This window comes from Geminocystis sp. CENA526 (assembly GCF_050753365.1).
Taxonomy (GTDB): Bacteria; Cyanobacteriota; Cyanobacteriia; order Cyanobacteriales; family Cyanobacteriaceae; genus Geminocystis.
The window spans coordinates 1-18852 of the sequence record NZ_JBLZFY010000083.1 but is presented as its reverse complement, the minus strand read 5'-3'; the positions used below and the strand labels follow the sequence as shown (position 1 = coordinate 18852).

Here is an 18852-nt window from a genome sequence, read left to right as displayed (position 1 = left end):
AATTATCTCTTGATGAGATTGTTAAAAGCCAAGTAAGAGAAAATAATTTTCAGCTATTATCTATTTTCAATAATCATGTTTTATATTTAGATAATTTACCTCTTTATCATAAAGACCCTTTTGACAGAATTTTGATCGCTCAAGCTAATTGTGAAAATGCTATTTTAATTAGTAAGGATAGTATTTTTAATCAATATTCGGTTAATTTAAAATGGTAAATCCTTTAGTTTTATGAAAGTTCGATCACGCAGCGCCGCCCTTGGCGATCAAACTTTGTCACTTTTGGCGATCGAGTTTTTGGGGGGAAGTTCGATCGAATCTCTAAGGGATGAAAAAAGTTAAAATAAAAGGCTCTTCTACGGTAGTTATGATATTTTAGTAATAAATAATTGTTAAAAGTATTGATATATAATAGATTTATGATTTTAAAAATGCCAATATTATCAATTTACAGTTTTAATTTAACCTAACATCTGCCACCTGATACCTGACACCTTTTTTTAGACATAATTTATCATACTGAAAGTAAGAGAGCCAAATAAAAAATTGATTTAGCATAATAGGATTGGAAGAAACGTCCTATTATATTAAGTATTGGTAATAAATCAGGAAATATCTGTCTCATGGAGTTTTTTTCACTCGAACAAATTCAAGAATTAGCTCGTAATTATGGTTATTGGGCGGTATTTGCTGGGATTGCGATCGAAAATACAGGAATACCGATTCCGGGAGAAACCATTACTATTGTCGGCGGATTTTTAGCAGGTAGTGGAGAATTAAAGTATTGGTTAGTTTTACTGACAGCCATTGCTGGTGCAGTGACGGGAGATAATTGTGGTTATTGGTTAGGAAGAATCGGCGGTTGGAATTTGTTATTAAAACTGTCTCGTTTTTTCCGTGTGCCAGATGAGGAGGTATTTAAAGCCAAAACCAAGTTTGCAGACAATGCCGCTAAAGCCGTATTTTTTGGGCGTTTTATCACATTATTGCGTATTTTTGCCGGTCCGATCGCTGGAATTGTGGAAATGCCTTATCCGAAATTTTTGTTTTATAACTTTATGGGTGCTACTATATGGGGTTGTATTATCATCACTTTATCCTACTTTGTTGGTAGAATTATCCCTTTAGAACAATTAATTAGTATTATTGCTCAGTTTGGTGTTATTGCTTTATTAGTCGTCATAGGATGGATTACCATTCCTTTGGTGATTAAATCCTTTCAAAAAAATCCCAGTTAGGAATGAAGAATTAAGAATTGAGAATTAAGAAGTAAGAAGTGGTTATAGGAGGTGAATCAATTACTCAGCGTGTAATGAATTACACGTCTAATAAGATCACGTTCAATAAATTGAACTTTAAATTTTTGATAAAAACTATTAGACATCTCCAGAAATGAAAAATTAAATCAATTTAGATATTGAAATCGTTAAACTAATATAGTTTATCGTCATTTTTAATCGGGTAAAAATAATTATTGGAGAAGTCTATTCACTATTAAGCTAAGACGCATTTAACTTATATTTTCTCTTAATTCTTGAAAATCATCGCAAGTCTAAGCTATTCTCTCTTTCCTCTTCCCTTTTCCCTTTTCTCTACCCTCATCAGTAAAATTAAATACAAACTAACTTAACTATATAAAATGAATTATTTAATTGCAGTATTGTCCGATCGAATTCAAGCAGAAGAAGCCTATACTATCTTAGAAAAGGGCGGAATCTCTCTCAATCAATTATCCATTGTCGGCAAAGGCTATAAAAATGTCTCTGATTTTACCTTTCTCGATCGAAGTGCGCAAGGACGCAAAAATGCTCTCAGAATGGCTTACTGGCTAATTCCCTTCGGTTTTTTTGGGGGTTATACCTTTGATGCCATTACTACTATCGATACTTTCGGTTGGGCAGGTGAACCCTTCAATCATATCATAGGAGGTATTTTAGGCTCGATCGGTGGCGCTATGGGTAGCTTTTTTGTGGGTGGTAGCGGTTTTTTGGAAAATAGTGGCGATACCATACCCTTTCTTAATCGTGTCAAAGCAGGAAAATATCTACTAATTATTGAAGGAGATGAGTCTATGGTTAATAAAGGTAAAACTATGTTAAGGGGTTTTAAATTAGAAAGTATGGAAACCTATCAGTAAGAATTAGGAATTAGGAATTTAAAATTAAAAACTCTTTTTGTCAATCTTTTGTCTTTTTTATAATTATCAATTTACTTTTTATTTAACCTTTTCTTAACTAAAAATTAACCTAAAAATAATAACTAAGTATCCTAGAACACATAGAAAATAAGAAATCTGTCTAATTGTCCTAATAAAAATAAAAATAAAAATTTCCCTTATTAAATATGTTTAAAAAAGCTCTAATTGTTTTAGAATTTAAGCTGTAAATAATTTGATAAGGTAATCGATCGAATGACTGACTTTAACATTAGAAGACGGGATTTTTTATACGGATTAGCAGGTTTATCGGGTAGCGTCATCGCTAGTCAACTCCCCTTTGAATCCGCCTCCGCTCAAGCCGTGAGAATCAATGGTGCAGGGGCAAGTTTTCCTGCTCCTTTATTTCAACGTTGGTTCGTAGAGTACAATAAAATCAACAGAAATGTACAAGTTAACTATCAATCCGTTGGTAGTGGTGCCGGGATTAAGCAATTTATGGGTAATACCGTGGACTTTGGTGCTAGTGATGTTGCCATGACAGATGAAGATATTGCTAAGGTTTCCCGTGGCGTTGTACTTTTACCCGTCACAGCAGGAAGTGTTGTTCTCGCTTTTAACAATAAAGATGTCACTACCATTAAACTGACTCGTCAACAATTAGCAGATATTTTCTTAGGTAAAATTACTAATTGGAATCAAATTGGTTCACCTAAAAGTAAGCCCATTAAAGTAATTTATCGTTCTGATGGTTCTGGTACTACGGGAGTATTCACAAAACATTTAGCGGCTATTAACCCTGAGTGGAAAAGTAAAGTAGGAGAAGGAACTACAGTTCAGTGGCCTACGGGTATCGGTGCTAAAGGTAATGAAGGTGTTACTGCTACTATTATGCAGACTGATGGTGCCATCGGATATATTGAATTTGGTTTTGCTAAGAAAAATAATCTTAAAACTGCCCAATTACAAAATAAAGCAGGAAAATTTGTACCGGGTAGTTTACAAAATGCCTCTGTATCTTTATCTCAAATCCAGTTACCGGCTAACTTACGGGCATTTGCACCTGATCCTACAGGCGATCGAGCTTATCCGATTGTATCCTTTAGTTGGATCATGGCTTATAGAAAATATCCTAACGCTAATATTGTTGCACCCTTAAAACAAGTGTTAACTTGGTGTGCTAGTAAAACTGGAGGGCAAAGATTCAGTGCGGATTTGGGGTATATTCCTTTACCTGATAACGTTATCCAACGGGTAACGACGGCGATAAATACCATCAGTTAATAGTTGACAGTTGTTCATGGACAGTTGAAAATGAAGACTTATTGCTAGTCGATCGTTAACTGTTCCATGTTTTTCTCTCAATTATTCGCTTTTTTGTTTCCTCCTTCTGTGCCTCCCACTTTACCAGTGATTCCTTGGCATGAAGCCTCTATTTTTCAGATTCCCAGCGATGGAGACTCTCAAGTTGAGGCTATAGTAGAAGAATATTTACAAACCCTTGCTCGTCAAGGTTTAGATACAAAAAGACAAGGGATTTGGATACAATCTGATTGGGCAATTCTTGCGGATAATCAAGGCAAAATCCCCGCCCCTGCTGCATCCTTAACCAAAATCGCTACCACTATCACCTCGATCGATACATGGGGTTTAGAGCATCGTTTCTTAACAAAAGTTTACACTTCAGGACAAATTAACAACGGTATTTTAGAAGGTGATTTAATCATAGAATACGGCGGTGATCCTTTATTTGTATGGGAAGAAGCCATTGTATTAGGCAATAAATTACAACAATTAGGCATAAATCAGGTACAAGGTAATTTGATTGTAGTAGGGGATTGGCAAATGAATTATCAGGAAAACCCCATTAAATCAGCAGAAATGTTAAAACAGAGCCTTAATAGTAAAAACTGGTCAGCAATCATCGAAAAACAGTATCAGGAGATGAAAAATAAACCACCTCGATCGAGCATTGAAATACAAGGTTCAGTCAAAAAAGTTGATAATCTTCCTAACAACCCACAATTATTGTTAACTCATCAATCCCTCACCTTAAGGGAAATATTGCGATTGATGAATGTTTACAGTAACAATAAAATAGCTGAATCCCTCGCTCAACAAATGGGAGGAGGAGCAAAAGTCGCACAATTATCCGCTAAAATTGCTAATGTGCCTCCTGAAGAAATTTTACTCATCAATGGCTCAGGTTTAGGTGTCGATAATCGTATTTCTCCCCGTGCTTCTTGTCGAATGCTTATGGCTTTAGAAAGGCAGTTAGAAGGTAGCGATATTAATGTAAGTGATTTATTTCCAGTGGCAGGAGTGGATAAAAAAGGTACGATCGAATATCGTAATATCCCCTATGGTATCCCCACAAAAACAGGCACATTGTCGGTAGTTAGCGCCCTTGCGGGGGTGATTCCCACCAGAGAGAGAGAAAACGTTTATTTTGCCGTTATCAACTACGGTAGCGACATTGAAGACTTGAGACGCAAAAAAGATTCTCTACTGCGCACTTTAGAAAAACACTGGACTTTTAAACCATTATTACCTACTCGTTCGATCGATATTTCCTTCGGTGATACTCAACGGAATTAGAAGTTACGCACTTGTACCAAAAAATCAAGGGATTGAGATTCCTTCGCTACTCTCGGAATGACAGAATGTCGTTAGAGGTGCGTAAGTTTTAGCAATTAAAGAGAAATCCGCCTTTCTCAAGGCGGTTTATGGTGTGAGGAGTGAACGGAAACAAAGTTCCCGCCATCTCTATTTTAACTTAATTCTTTAACACTCGCTTATATTTAGCAAATAAGCATCTAACTTACATTTACTATTGTTGAAAAAAAACTCAACTATTTACCCATTACCCATTACCTATTGTCTATTGTTCACCTATTTTGATAGCATAAAAAGCAAGAAAAAATCTCACATAAGTTAATAAATTTATATACAGGACAAAATAAATGATTGAACCCTTATTACTAGGTATTGTTTTAGGCTTAATTCCCGTTACCCTTATCGGTTTATTTTTTGCCGCCTATCGTCAATATAAACGCAATAGCGAAATCGGTTTAGAATAATCTCGATCGAAAATAGGGCGAAAGTTATTTATTCGTCCTATGATAAGAATATTTGTAAGCTAAGACGCATTTAATTTAATAGACATCTAGAAGAAAAACCGGCATCTTGCCTGTTTTAGGGAGGTAAAATCATTCCTTAGGCTCGAAGTCTAATGATTAACAGGAGGATATTCTAAAGATATTGCCCCTAAATAACCTTTACGAAAATCCTGTAATAGTTGACGGGCAACTCTTTCTCGATCGTTATTATACTTAATTTCTGCTAGTTTAATGATAAATTCCTCCCCTGTCATATCCAGTGCATCCAAACCGTATCGATCGAGCAATACATTTTCTGTACCTAAGTTGACTAATAAATCAACAAAATTTTGGGCTACTTCCTGATTATTGTAAGCCGCATCGCCAATATCTTCACAAATCGCTAATTTTAACGCATCATCCTGATTTTCCAATTTTAATGGTATGATACCGGGAGCATCTAAGAGTTCGATCGAATCGGAAATTCTCACCCACTGTAATTGTCGTGTCACCCCTGCTTTTCTGGCACTAGCTACCACTTTTCGATTCAATAAACGATTAATTAATGCTGATTTACCCACATTAGGAAAACCAATTACCACCGCGCGCACAGGGCGTGGTAACATACCTCGTTTATGGCGACGTTCATTAACCGCAACTCCTGCGGATTGAGAGGCTTTGTTAATCGCTTTTACCCCTTTACCATCTTTAGCGTTAGTAAAAAAGGGTGTTTCCCCTTGACTTTTAAACCACTCATACCATTCTTTGCGTAAACTATCGCTAATCATATCTTCTCGATTTAACACCAAAATACGAGGTTTTTCTCCTATCCATTCTTTCACTTGGGGATGGTGGGAAGCTAGAGGGATTCTTGCGTCTCTGACTTCTAAAACTACGTCAACTTTCGTTAATTGCTCTTTTAATTGCCTTTCGGCTTTGCTAATATGTCCGGGATACCATTGAATCAATGCCATAATGAATTATAAATTAAGAATTAAGAATTAAGAATGAGGAATTAACAATTAACAATTAACAATTAACAATTAAAAACTCCCCACTATTCACTATTCACTATTAAGTTTATTTTAAATGACTAAAAAAAGCTCGATCGAATATATTTTTATTTATTTATTATTACTATTAATAGCCTTATTAATGTTATTCCCTTTATTATGGTTATTAAGTACATCTTTTAAATCAGCAGGAGAGGATATTTTTTCATTTCCTCCGCAATTTATTCCAAAACAATTTACCTTAGAAAACTTTAGTTTAGTTTGGCAAAATTATCCCTTTGGACGTTATTTATTAAATAGTACCATTACCGCAGTTCTAACAGTGGGCTTGAATTTACTCTTTTGTTCGTTAGCGGCTTATCCTTTAGCAAGATTAGATTTTAAGGGAAAAAATATCATATTTGCCTTAGTCATTGCTACGATTATGATCCCTTTTCAAATAGTCATGATTCCTCTCTATATTTTTGCTGTTCAACTAGGTTTAAGAAATAATTATTTGGGCATTATTTTACCACAAATTGCCTCCGCTTTTGGTATTTTTTTATTAAGACAAGCCTTTCAAGGTGTACCCAAAGAGTTGGAAGAAGCCTCCCGTATCGATGGCTGTAGCGAATTAGGCATCTGGTGGCATATTATGTTACCTGCTGTGCGTCCTGCTACTATTACCTTAGCAATTTTTGTCTTTATCGGTTCATGGAGTGATTTTTTATGGCCTCTAATTATTCTCGATCGACCTGAATATTATACACTACCTTTGGGGGTGGCAGGATTAGCTAGTTCTCTCGATTTGAATTGGCGCTTCATCGCCGCTGGTTCAATTATTTCGATCGTCCCTGTTCTGGTATTATTCTTGTTATTGCAAAAATATATCATTCCTAGCGCTGCCAGTAGCGGAGTCAAAGGATAAGAATTAAGGTTTTGAAGCGTTATCTCTCCAATAATTATTTTTACTAGATTGAAAATGACGATAAACTATATTAATTTAACGATTTCAATATCTAAATTGATTTAATTTTTTATTTCTGGAGATGTCTATTGATTAATGTGAAAGTTATTACCCAAGGGCAAAAAAATGGTTAACACTTCCCCTCGATCGGGTTTTTGTTTAATAATAAATTTACCTCCTAAAGCGTGAAAAATATTTTTCGTGACATCATGGCTTAAAAATAATCCTCCCGTATTAGGTTTAAAAAGTAGTAATTTGCCTAGACATTTTTCAGGATCATTATTAATATTAGACTCAGAAAAAAATTGCAATTTTAATTGATCTCCAGCAGGTAAAATTAACACTTTAAAGTTACCACCACTAGGTAAATTTCGAGTAAATTTTTCCATTAACCCCGTTAAAATTTGGGTTAACATACTCGGTTCACTGACTATTTGAGGGAGTTTATGAGGCACAACAATATCCAGAAAAATATTGCGTCTTTGAGCTTGTTTTTTCCAATGGGGAATACTCTGATTTAAAATTTGTTCTAAGGAAATTGGTACTAATTTTACAGCACATTTAACCGCCGTTTTTGACTCTAATTCTGCCGCCCTAAAAATTAACTCCATACGATTTATTTGCTCTGTACATTCCTGTTCGATCGATTCTAAATGTTTAACTAATTCAGGAGTATTTTTTGCCTTTTTTAATAACAATTTTGTCAAAGTTTTAATAGTAGCTAAAGGGGTTCTAATTTCGTGAGTTAATGCTTGTAATAACTCAAATTCTGGATAGGGTGGTAAAGGAGTTTTTTTCAGAGAAATACTATTACTTTGACGAGATATTCTATTATGTTCAGGGCGATGATTCGGCTCTAAAGATAGATACTGTAATAAATAATGGGTAAATTTAGTAATTATTTTATAATCGGGAATATGGGGATAAAATTTGTTAAATAATTCTTCTACATATTCTGTATGATAATTTTCACTAATAATCAGCCTTGTTTTAAGTAATAACCAAACTTTTTTGATAATTTCTGGACAAAAAGAAAATTGAAATTTATCTTGATAATTATTAATACTTTTTAAGACTATACAGGAGAATTTATTTGTTAAAACCAAGCAAAATTGTTCACTATTTAAACTATCATTTACATCCAAAAAAACATCAATAAAAGAACTAGCAGGAATTTGTTTAAACTGTTCCTGATTATCACAAGGCATTAACGCTATTTGACTATTATTTTTTCCTGAAAATACTACGGTTTCTAAATTAGATATTAATTTTATATCCTGAATAATGGGAGTAGGAGAAGATATAATTAACCCTTGGATCGATCGATTATTTTCATCTAGTTTAATAGTTTCACTCAATAATTTTTCTAAAGATTTGATCGAACTATGCCAGTATTTTTGAGCGTTAATACTTTTCTGAGCAAGACTATCATCACCATCAAAAAAAGATGGAAAATCTTCTTCTAATAAAACATCACTTAATTTTACTCCCAAATAATCAGACAAAATCATAGTTAAAATATCTTAATATTTCTCCGAACAGAATTATCATAACCTGCTTATAAATTTTCTTAAAGTGTTATAACCGAACTATTTTAAGGGTAATTACCCCTCATCTAATTCCACATCAATTCATAAACAATTCGATAGTGCGATCGAGGTTATAGGATGATAGAGGAAGGGTTCGATCGATTTTGAACTAAAAAAAGTAGCTATATTTCAAGCTACTATCAAAATTCATAAAAAAAATAAAATTAGAATTTACTTAGCCATTGTTGCAAATCTTCGATCGAATCCATGTCAAATAAATCCTCTGCTAAGGTTTCTAAATTATCAATATTTAGGGCTTTTACTTTAGTTTTTAAATCTTCATTAATTACTCCCCGATGGCTTCTTTCCAAGGTTCGTCATAATTAGCGTTTATTTCTGTCATAACATAATATAGGGCAATGCACCGTCCACCTAGCCACTTATACATTACACTAAATTACAACATTGTTCACAATCTTCCCAACTCTTGACTCCTATTGTAATCGATCGACTTTTTCATCATTTCCTCATTATTGAGCTAATCCTCAAAGTCTTCATCAAGGGCGCTACTACCACCGCGCACGGTAACTAAATCGATTTGTTGACGGTAATAATCAACACTCTTAATCTCCACTTCTACTTTATCTCCTAAGCGATAAGCCGTACGGTTTTTTCTGCCCACTAAGCAGGTATGGCGTGATCGATACTCATACCAATCATCTTTTAATGAGCTAACATGGACTAAACCTTCCACTAAGGTATCTTCGATTTGTACAAAGAAGCCGTAGGATTGTACCCCCGTAATTAAGCCACTAAAGACTTTACCCGTTGAATCCTTCATTTTTTCAGCTTTCTTTAACCCTGCTAAATCAGTTTCAGCATCTTGGGCAATTTTTTCCCTTTCGTTGAGATGGGTGATTAAAGAATGTAAATCCGCTTCCAGATTGGCTTGAATATTTGCTGGTAAAACATTCCAGTTGATTTGCCCATGACAAGTGTTACTGCCTAACTCTACCCCTTGACTAGAACGAGTAGTACGTCGATCGCGCCCATGTTCAAACAGGGCTTTGAGTACTCTTTGTATTTGTAAGTCCACATATCTTTGTCCGGGGGAAACACAATGAGTATAGATAGGTAAAGCTAAACCAAAATGAGGGGCAGGGTGATTAATATATTTATCAGATTTGAGGGAGTTTAACAGGAGATAATGTAAAACTTTTTCGTAGTCTGATTTGCTAAATTCTTGAATTAAATGATAGTAGTCGATCGATTGTAACTCCTCCTCTGACTCTAGTTGAAAATCTAACTGTAAATTTGCCACCAGTTTTAACAAGTCTTCTAACTCATCCCAATCGGGTTTGGCTTGGGTACAATAAATCGCAGGTAACTGTAATTCGTTCAAGTGTTCGGCTACAATTTTTCCGACTAATACCATTAATTCTGTCATTAAAGACAATACGGGTAAAGTCGCATAGGATGCGATGGCACCGATACGCCCTTCATCTTTAAAGTAGGAAGTAATTTTATCTAAACTGATGTCAAAACCGCCTCTTTTTAACCTTTGAGCTTTCACGAGGGGGGCTAATTCAAAGAAAAGATGATTTAATAAAGGTAGTGTATCCGATAATTCAGGTTTTGCCGTACCCGAACCGATCATCGTTTGTACTTCTTTGTAAGTTAAAAAATGATCTACTCTAATCACGGAGGGAGTTATGTTATATTCTAATACTTGCCCTTTATCATCAAAGGTAAGTAAGACAGAAATGGTGAGTCTATCTTCTCCTGTGACTAATGAGCAACATTTTTGCACCGCTTTCGGTAACAAATCAATCACTTTATCCCCTAAGTGAACACTTGTGCCTCTTTTTCTGGCTTCTCGATCGAGATGAGTCTCAGGTTCAACATAATGGGCGACATCGGCAAGATGAACCCCTAAACACCAACGATTATCCTCAGTTTTTTGGAGAGTGATAGCGTTTTCAATGAATAAATCTAACTCCTGAGAGATTTCTTGCTCGATGGTGATGGTTAATAAATCTCGAAAATCAGTACGGTTTTGTAAATCAGCTTCCGTGATATTCGGAGTTAAATTTTCTGCCTGTTGTAAAACTTTTTCGGAAAATTCTTGAGGTAAATCATGTTTAGAGGAGACAATATCGGTGTCGGCGGCGGTTTCCGCATCACTTCCTAAAACTCGAATTACTTTCCCAAAAGGAGGATGTTGTCCAATAGGATAACGCAATACATTAACATGGACAAGGTGATTAATTGCCTCTTCTAAGGGTTGTCCATTTTCTTGTAATTTTAGTTCAAATAAGAGTCGATCGTCGAGGGGTACGGCGCTATATTCTCCTTTGTCTTCCACTACTCTGGCTAAAACCGAAGGATTTGCCCTTTCGACAATTAATTTCACTTCCCCTTCAGGAGAGCGACGACGAGTTCCCTCTTTAATGATTTTAACTAAGACTCGATCGCTATTCCAAGCATTACTAAGGTGAGTTTCTCGAATATAAATATCGTCGGCATCTTCTTCATCTTGAATGGCGAAACAGAAGCCTTTACTGGAGCAACGTAACTTCGCCTCTACTACGTCTTCTTCCATTACTCGGCGATATTTCCCAAACTCTTTAGTAACGACTCCTATCTTTTCTAAGACATCGAGGGCGATTTGTAGTTTTTCGAGTTCTTCAGGTTCTTCACAACCTAATTTTTTTTCTAGTACTTTCCCCGGTACAAGTTTATCGACACTAAGATGAGAAAGTATTGTAGCGATTGAAAACTCCATTTACTCTATCCTTTCAATTATGAATAATAACGTTGTTGCTGAGTAGTTTCCCTTTCATTTTTGACTAACTTGTAATTGCTTCACCTCAAAGGAGTGTATTAACTTTGCCAAAAATTTGTTTAAGTTTTAGGGAAACAATATAAACTGTGAGTATAAAATTTAGTCTTCATAGATAGCAATAAAGAAAGATGGAGATTCAGATAAAAATTACTTTGAGATAACCTGTGAAAAACGAGTTTTGCTTCCGTGAAAAATAATCGTCTTTCTAAAATAGTCATTCAAAGTTCAAAGCATAAGAAGATTTACCGATGATGGTGGGTTATGCTGAATTAATTGATTCATCTATCTTTAAATAGTGTTGATGGCTAGAGGCAATAAGTTAAGATATTAAGGCAACAAAACTATGTTTTTTGTCTAGTTTTTGAAACAACCTCCAGTACTTCACTTGACCGACTAATTTTATACTCAATTTCTTAATATATCCTATTTAGAGCTTTTGTACAAATGATTTTCGATCGATTTTAGGGATTGCTTCGTGCCTCGCAATGACAGGATAGGGGAGTTCGATCGATTGTAGGGGGATTGCTTCGTTTCCTCGCAATGACGGGGGGAGGGAGGTTCGATCGAGCAGTGCAGCTTTTAGCGATCGAACCTAATCCCGTAGGTTGGGTTAACGAAGTGTAACCCAAAATCATCAAAATCTAATATATTCTACCAAAGATTAAGCCAATAATTCAAAGGCAATGCCCTCCTCTACAAAAGCGTGTGAGTAATTTTCAAAGATACTTTGTCTTTCTGTCTCCCCGACAAAAATATAACTACCCGGATTAATTAAACTTTGGAAACGATAGATAGATTCCCCTGTACTGCTACCGGGGGCGGCTGCATAAAAGGCAATACCTTCTTCCACAAACATAGGGTAATTGTCTCGAATACTTTGACTTTCTTCCTCTCCTGCAAATAAATAAGCACCGGGAATGTCTTGATTTTGGAAGCGATTAATCCTCATTAAACTATCTCCTCCCTGTGTAGCTACTTTAAAGGCGAATCCTTCCTCTATAAAGTTGGGGTAATTGTCTCGGATGCTTTGGCTTTCTTCTTCTCCTGCGAACAAATACCCTCCTACTGTATCTTGATGGCGAAAACGATTAATCGAAGTATTCAGAATATCATAACTAATTTCTGTACTATTTTCCCCTTGATTGACGATAAATAAGGCATTGCTGAAATCTCCTTCGAGGGTAATGGTAGCATCAGTGTTACCATCGTTATTGCTGTCAATTTCTAAAATAGCTGAACTAAAGGTGACTTGAAGTTGATCTGCACTAAATACGCTACCTTGAATGATAATTTTATCAGTTCGATCGAACCCTTCGATAATATCGCCGTTTAATTGGGATAATGTACCTTGAATGGTATTAGCACCTCCAGAGGTAAGATCGAAATAGTCAGAAGCCGTGCTAGGTTCAAAAATGTTATTTCGATCGTCGCCAATAAATCTTGAGGCAGTATCAGGATTGGGGGGGATGATAATTTCACCATCAGAAAAAGAGGAAGCATAAACGATTACTCGTCCATCGAAGGCGACTTCATTTACATTTGTTACCGTAACTTCGATCGACTGTCGAGCGGTTAAATCTCCTTGATCTGTTACCGTTACCTCCAGAACATAAATGTTATTACCACCATCATCTAAAGGATTTTCAAAATCTGGTGCTTCTTTGAAACTTAACGCTCCCGTTTCGGGGTTAATATCAAAGAAAGTTGCATCTACTCCTCCTGTAATACTATAGGTTAAAACATCTCCCTCATTAGGATCAGTGGCAGTAATATTGCCTACAATGTTGCTATTTTCAGGGATAGTAAAAGTATTCGGTGAAGTAATGGTAGGTGGATTGTTGGGCATGGGTTCGATCGAGATAGTAAAAAGCTCAAAAGTTGTCAGAAAACCATCATTAGCAAATACCCCAACAGTTAAATTTCCTACATCATCACTGCTAGGAGTGCCACTGAAAGTTAAGGTTTCAATATCAAAATTTAACCAACTAGGTAAAGGAGTAGTACCATCCTCAAGAGAGGCACTATAAAACAAAGTATCTGCTTCTGGATCAATAAAGGTATCCTCTGGAATTATCAAACTAAAAACATTCGCTTCTTGTGCAGTTTGATCTGCAATAGGTTGATTGACGATGGGGGCTTCATTGACATCGGTGATGGCTAAAGTAAAATTGACGGTAGCATCAGGAGTATCTCCTACGGTATCATCATCCACATTTACGGTGACTTGATATTGATTTTTGGTTTCAAAATCAGGAGATTCACCGATATAGAATAATTCTGTACCAATAATTTCAAAACTATCAACATCGACACCTGTTAAGGAAAGCTCATTCGTGCCTAAAGCATCATCGATAATAGTAATATCAGCGACTTTGATACCAGTACCTACTTCAGTATTTTCGGCTAATTCTGTAATAGTATTGCTAAGGTTAACTGCAGTGGGTGCTTCATTCACATCTGTTACCGTAACTTCGATCGACTGTTGAGCGGTTAAATCTCCTTGATCTGTTACCGTTACTTCCAGATCATAAATGTTATTGCCACCATCATCTAAGGGATTTTCAAAATCTGGTGCTTCTTTGAAACTTAACGCTCCCGTTTCGGAGTTAATCTCAAATAAATCTGCATCTGCTCCTCCTGTAATACTATAGGTTAAAACATCCCCTACATCAGGATCGGTAGCCGTAATAGTAGCTACTGTCGTGGTATTTTCAGGAAGGGTAAAAACATTGACCGATGTAATACTTGAGCTTTCATTAACATCTAAGATAGTTAAAGTGAAATCACTACTAGCAAAAACATCTTCTCCTAAACTTAAATCTTGCACATTTAGTGTCACTTCATATTGATTTTTACTTTCAAAATTAGGTGATTCATCGATGTAGAATAACTCATTACCTCGAATTTCAAAACTATCAGCATCTGCACCCGTTAGGGATAAAAGATTATCACCTAAAGCATCATCCACAATGGCAATATCTGCCACTTTAATACCCTCACCAATAGCTGTATTTTCTTGTAATTCCGTAATGATAGAAGTTAAATTTACTCCCGTAGGAGGCGTATTAAACACAATCTTTGTATCATTTAACAATGTTTCAACCATAAAAACGCCATTACTGTAATCACCTTCTAAAATAATAGTTGCATCGGTTTCTCCATTACCATCACTATCAATTTCTAAAATAGCTGAACCGAGAGTAACAATTAATTGATTAGCCGTAAACTGAACATTTTTAACTAAAATTACGTCATTAGACTCAAAGTTAAAGACAATATCTTGATTTAGTTGCTCTAGTGTACCTTGAATAACATTAGAACTTCCGGGAGTTAAATTATAAACATCAGGTGCTGTACTACCCTGAAACGCATTATTGCCTTCATTATCTTCAAATAAAGTTGCAGTATTTACCCCAGCAGGTAAAACTAGATTTTCTTCAGGCACAATAATATTTAAGATAAATTCTGCACTCACTGACTCTTGAGCTTCATCTGTTGCCGTAACAATGACAGCTAAATTGTCAATATTAATATTTTTTGGTAAACCGCTAAAAATTAAATTAATGGGATCAAAGATAAGCCAAGAAGGAAGATCAATACCATCTGCGAGAGTTGCACTATAGGTTAAGGTATCACCTAATTCCTGATCTTGATCAGCAAAAGTGTCATCAGGGATTTGAAAGTCGAGAAACTCATTAATAGCACCCTCTTGATTTTCAATGGGATTTAATAAAATAGGTGCGTTATTAGGGTTAATCGTAACTGTAATTTGGTCATCTAAAAGGAGAAGAACATTAAGGGGATTACTTAATTGAACACTAAGAGTTTTTCCTTCTTGCCAAGTATCCAAACCAAGCACTTCAATGGGAATTAATTTTTCCGTTTCACCCGGTTGAAAAGTGATTGTACCACTACTAGCCACATAATCTTCTCCCTCAATAGCAGAGCCATTGACAGTAGCATAATCTAAGGAAATAACATCTTCGCTTGGTTGGGAGATATTAATACTTACTTCGATTACTGTGCTGTTCGTATTTTCAGCCCCAACACCCATTGCAGTGGTTTCACTTAATGTCTGTGAAAAAACTTGAAAAGGCAATAAAGGAGACAAGTTTGGAAGAAAATAATCCAAAGTTTTGTTAATAACAAACTTACCTGCCTCAAATGCAACATCTTTTAGTGCCTCTGTCACAGTGTTCCAATTATCAACGGTAAAATCAACCGTGGCACTCCAAGTGTTTCCAGTCCAAGAACTTGCTTTATTCCATGTATCAGCAGTCCAAGAACTCACCGCCTCGAAAGCATCGATTCCCCAGTCTGCGATCGCCTCCAATGCCGCAGCTCCCCCATTACCGATGGCAATAACCGCTGATTGTAGTATTTCAAGACCGTCTTGTCCCAAATTAGCTAAAAAGTCCGCAAGATCGATTAAAAGCCCAGTCGTTGTACGTAAAGTCTCTGTACCAAATCTAGAACTTAAACTAGCTGCGATTGTTGATCCTAATGGAACGAAAAATTTAGAAATTGCGAATTGAAGAATTACATGATCTAAATCACTACTATAGTTAAATAAGGGAGAGTTTAGGAAAGAAAAAGGAATTGAACTTAAAGTTCCATCAGAAATTTTGTCTTCTCCCAAACCTAAAATGGGTGTGAGATGAGTAGAAGGAAATAAATTCAATATATTGGGTAAAGCAGAATAATCAAAAAATCTTACATCACCAGGAATATAAGTTAATCCAGCAAGACTAACAATATCCGCAGAAGTTACATAGTGAGTAACTCCATCAACTTCACTTAATTGAAATAAACTTGTACCGTAATTATTTCCTTGAAAATTAATGGATGGCGATATGCCAGGTGAGTTAAAAGTGACAACTTCTCCCAAAGGTAAATCATCTGTTACGTCGGTGATATAAGAAGCAAACCACTGAGATAAAGCACCTCCTAGACTATGACCTGTTATGTAAGGTGCAAAGTTACGATCTTGACTAATTAACCATTGAAAGATTCCATCTGGATTATTAACATCTCGATTATTATTAAATTGAGTAAAGCCAATTCCGCTAGGGTTAGCATCATCTAAAAAATCAAGTGGATCACCAGTACCTCTGATGACCAAAATAGGAGGAGCATTCTCTGCTGTAAGTCCAATCGCATAAAATCCAGTACTCTTATCATCCCAAACTTTGTTTAGTGTGTAAGATAAATTTTGGGTATTGTATTGTGAGTTTTGGAGTTCTAATTCGTATTTTAAAGGGTCAGATGCCCAATCTTCATAAACTAATACTTTTGACAAAAGCTCAAGAAAACCATGATCTATTTGAAACGGAAGACTTGGTGCTTCTACCACTGTTAAAGGAACTTCTCCTATATTAGTTGTACTTGTACGAAAATTAGAAACAAATAAGCCAGAATCATAAATTCCATCCCCAGTGTCCGCAATACCAATCCTTACGCTATAGTCATCCACTCCCTCTTCAAGAGGAATTGGGATCACCAATCTTTGTGTGATGCCGTTATATTCAATAGGCAGAATACCATTAGTGTTATCAGTAAAACGACCATCTTCTACTGTAGCACTAATAACACTTAAAGGTTTGTTCAAATCTCCATCAATCAAAGCATAATTTCTATCATTGACAATGACTGCACCAATATCTACAAAAGAGGAGTTAATAAAATTAGGAAATTCCTCTGAACCGAAGATTATATCAATAAGAATAGAATTAACAGATGAATTAGTACGAGTGAAAGAAAATTCTAAAACACTGCTATCAAATGTTTCACCAGCCCCTCCGAAAGCATTTTGAACAATTGCTGTCAACTGAGAATCACCTGGAAATCCTAAGTCCACACTGTATGCACTTTCAGTATTTAGTAAAGGAGGAGTACCATTACCACTGGTTAATAAAATCCCTGTTTGATTTAAAGTAATTCCTTGTCCAAAGTTAATGGCATCGAAAAAAGAGGTTGACTGTTCATTTCCAATGAAATTAACACTATTTGCATTAATTTCAATTCCATCTATGCTTGAAATAATTTGATTTAGTAGAGATAATGGTGAGTCATTATTTGGATCGTATAATGTGAAGTTGTTCATGACATGAATTTAATTACTAATTTGGTTTTTACTTGTTGAGCTATATTTCTATTTATTTTTACTTCAATTGATTAATTGATTTATTGATTTATGGGGGCGATCGTTCGTGATTTATGGAGTTTAGGTATCTTTCCCAAAAGTTTAGGGTTTGAGATTCTTCCCTCGTAGTTAGAAATGAGTTTTTTCCCTTGTGAGTGATTGATTTCGGTTTTAATGGTGAAGGGGTTATAGAAATACTTAAAACACAAAGGCAAGGATATTGGTTAGTAGCTCTTTGAGATTCGATCGCACCTCTGATTTGAACAGTTTTAGTTATTCTGGGCAAACACTGACGATATATGGAGAGAATCGCCAATAGTGTATTACTCCCCCCCGACAAAAGAAGCGAAGACTCAGTGATACAAGGCAAGTTCACTTTTAATGGGAGGTTATGGGTTTTATGGGCATTCATAATTCACCCGAATTTCCTTTGCTTAATCAGCAAAATATGTACTCTTACATAGTATTTTGACCTCAAGAAAAAAGTTTGTTTCTGTAATAAAAGTTAACAATTTTTCAAGAAGGTGCAATTTTCATAACTAGAAAGATGAGATTGCTTCGTCACCTCGCAATGACAGGATAGGGGAGTTCGATCGAGTTTGGAGATTGCTTCGTACCTCGCAATGACAGGATAGGGGGTTCGATCGATTTTAGGGATTGCTTCGTGCCTCGCAATGACAGGATACCTGAGTTCGATCGATTTTAGGGATTGCTTCGTTACCTCGCAATGACAGGATAGGGTTCGATCGATTTTGGAGATTGCTTCGTTACCTCGCAATGACAGGGAAGTTCGATCGATTTTGGAGATTGCTTCGTTACCTCGCAATGACAGGGAAGTTCGATCGAGTTTTGAGGGATTGCTTCGTTACCTCGCAATGACGGGGGAGGGTTCGATCGATTTTAGGGATTGCTTCGTGCCTCGCAATGACGGGGGGAGGGTTCGATCGAGTTTGGAGATTGCTTCGTACCTCGCAATGACAGGATAGGGGGTTCGATCGAGACAAGATGAGATTAAAATTAAATATAATAAACAAAAGATAAGAGGATAAATTATGTTAAAAACTATTGAAGGAACTTATCATCAAGGAAAAATAACCTTAGAGAAAATACCTGAAAATATCCCT

Annotated in this window: 15 protein-coding genes; 7 read left to right on the top strand and 8 right to left on the bottom strand. The window is 35.8% G+C overall.

The features are described 5' to 3' along the window. The 6 genes from ACN4EE_RS17485 to petG form a co-directional block, all read left to right on the top strand. Positions 1–218, top strand: a 218-nt coding sequence (locus ACN4EE_RS17485; RefSeq protein WP_431707752.1) for a type II toxin-antitoxin system VapC family toxin, incomplete at its 5' end; no start/stop codon positions are given. A gap of 405 nt (positions 219–623) precedes the next feature. Next, complete coding sequence (locus ACN4EE_RS17480; RefSeq protein WP_431707751.1) at positions 624–1238, top strand: DedA family protein; 615 nt, start codon at positions 624–626, stop codon at positions 1236–1238. A gap of 401 nt (positions 1239–1639) precedes the next feature. Next, complete coding sequence (locus ACN4EE_RS17475; RefSeq protein ID WP_431707750.1) at positions 1640–2137, top strand: hypothetical protein; 498 nt, start codon at positions 1640–1642, stop codon at positions 2135–2137. Between the two features lie 273 nt (positions 2138–2410). Then, positions 2411–3439, top strand: a complete 1029-nt coding sequence (gene pstS / locus ACN4EE_RS17470; protein ID WP_431707749.1) for a phosphate ABC transporter substrate-binding protein PstS — start codon at positions 2411–2413, stop codon at positions 3437–3439. A 66-nt stretch (positions 3440–3505) separates the two neighbouring features. Further along, positions 3506–4753: a D-alanyl-D-alanine carboxypeptidase gene (locus ACN4EE_RS17465; protein WP_431707748.1), complete on the top strand. Its 1248-nt coding sequence runs from the start codon at positions 3506–3508 to the stop codon at positions 4751–4753. A gap of 365 nt (positions 4754–5118) precedes the next feature. After that, positions 5119–5235, top strand: coding sequence for a cytochrome b6-f complex subunit V (gene petG, locus ACN4EE_RS17460; RefSeq protein ID WP_431707747.1), 117 nt, complete (start codon positions 5119–5121; stop codon positions 5233–5235). 149 nt (positions 5236–5384) lie between these two features. Here the strand turns inward: petG and ylqF are convergent, their stop codons facing one another. Further along, a complete protein-coding gene (gene ylqF / locus ACN4EE_RS17455) occupies positions 5385–6227 on the bottom strand; it encodes a ribosome biogenesis GTPase YlqF (protein WP_431707746.1) in 843 nt (280 codons plus the stop codon). Between the two features lie 115 nt (positions 6228–6342). Here ylqF and ACN4EE_RS17450 point away from each other — a divergent pair, with 115 nt between their 5' ends. After that, complete coding sequence (locus ACN4EE_RS17450) at positions 6343–7173, top strand: carbohydrate ABC transporter permease (RefSeq protein ID WP_431707745.1); 831 nt, start codon at positions 6343–6345, stop codon at positions 7171–7173. 125 nt (positions 7174–7298) lie between these two features. Here ACN4EE_RS17450 and ACN4EE_RS17445 read toward each other — a convergent pair whose 3' ends face one another. From ACN4EE_RS17445 to ACN4EE_RS17415, 7 genes are all read right to left on the bottom strand, one after another. Then, positions 7299–8723: a sensor histidine kinase gene (locus ACN4EE_RS17445; RefSeq protein ID WP_431707744.1), complete on the bottom strand. Its 1425-nt coding sequence runs from the start codon at positions 8721–8723 to the stop codon at positions 7299–7301. A 242-nt stretch (positions 8724–8965) separates the two neighbouring features. Continuing rightward, entirely contained in the window at positions 8966–9112 is a 147-nt protein-coding gene (locus tag ACN4EE_RS17440) for a DUF4351 domain-containing protein (protein WP_431707743.1), read from the bottom strand. A 167-nt stretch (positions 9113–9279) separates the two neighbouring features. Continuing rightward, positions 9280–11526, bottom strand: coding sequence for a ribonuclease R family protein (locus ACN4EE_RS17435; RefSeq protein ID WP_431707742.1), 2247 nt, complete (start codon positions 11524–11526; stop codon positions 9280–9282). Between the two features lie 521 nt (positions 11527–12047). Continuing rightward, positions 12048–12215 (bottom strand): hypothetical protein, encoded by a 168-nt coding sequence (locus tag ACN4EE_RS17430; RefSeq protein ID WP_431707741.1) that lies wholly within the window; start codon positions 12213–12215, stop codon positions 12048–12050. A 32-nt stretch (positions 12216–12247) separates the two neighbouring features. After that, the gene (locus ACN4EE_RS17425) at positions 12248–17689 is read right to left on the bottom strand and encodes a putative Ig domain-containing protein (protein WP_431707740.1); all 5442 of its coding nucleotides are present in this window, start codon (positions 17687–17689) and stop codon (positions 12248–12250) included. A gap of 544 nt (positions 17690–18233) precedes the next feature. Next, entirely contained in the window at positions 18234–18554 is a 321-nt protein-coding gene (locus ACN4EE_RS17420; RefSeq protein WP_431707739.1) for a hypothetical protein, read from the bottom strand. Beyond that, positions 18544–18762, bottom strand: a complete 219-nt coding sequence (locus ACN4EE_RS17415) for a hypothetical protein (protein ID WP_431707738.1) — start codon at positions 18760–18762, stop codon at positions 18544–18546. The genes ACN4EE_RS17420 and ACN4EE_RS17415 overlap by 11 nt, the downstream gene beginning before the upstream one ends. Positions 18763–18852: the final 90 nt, after the last annotated feature.